A 285-nucleotide genomic window follows, 5' to 3' on the forward strand; every position below is an offset into this window, starting at 1 on the left:
GGACGAACTCGGCGTCCTTCAACTTGCCTATGCATTCGAACAGGCGACCCAGACCTGGAAGAGGCGCCCGCCTGTGGCCGAGGTATGAGCAGGCCCGTTTCATCGCGTATCCAGCACGGCGGTACGCTAATTCATTTCGGTTCATATTCCCTTGTAAATGGGACGTGGGGTCCAACGGATACCGGAGGGGACCGCCATGCCCACTAAGGCGGAAATCGTCATCTTCGGCGCGGGCATAGCCGGCGGCCACGCCGGCTATGAATCGTTGGTCGGCAGACCGAGATC

The sequence above is a fragment of the Gemmatimonadota bacterium genome (assembly GCA_026706345.1).
In the GTDB taxonomy this organism is placed as follows: domain Bacteria; phylum JAAXHH01; class JAAXHH01; order JAAXHH01; family JAAXHH01; genus JAAXHH01.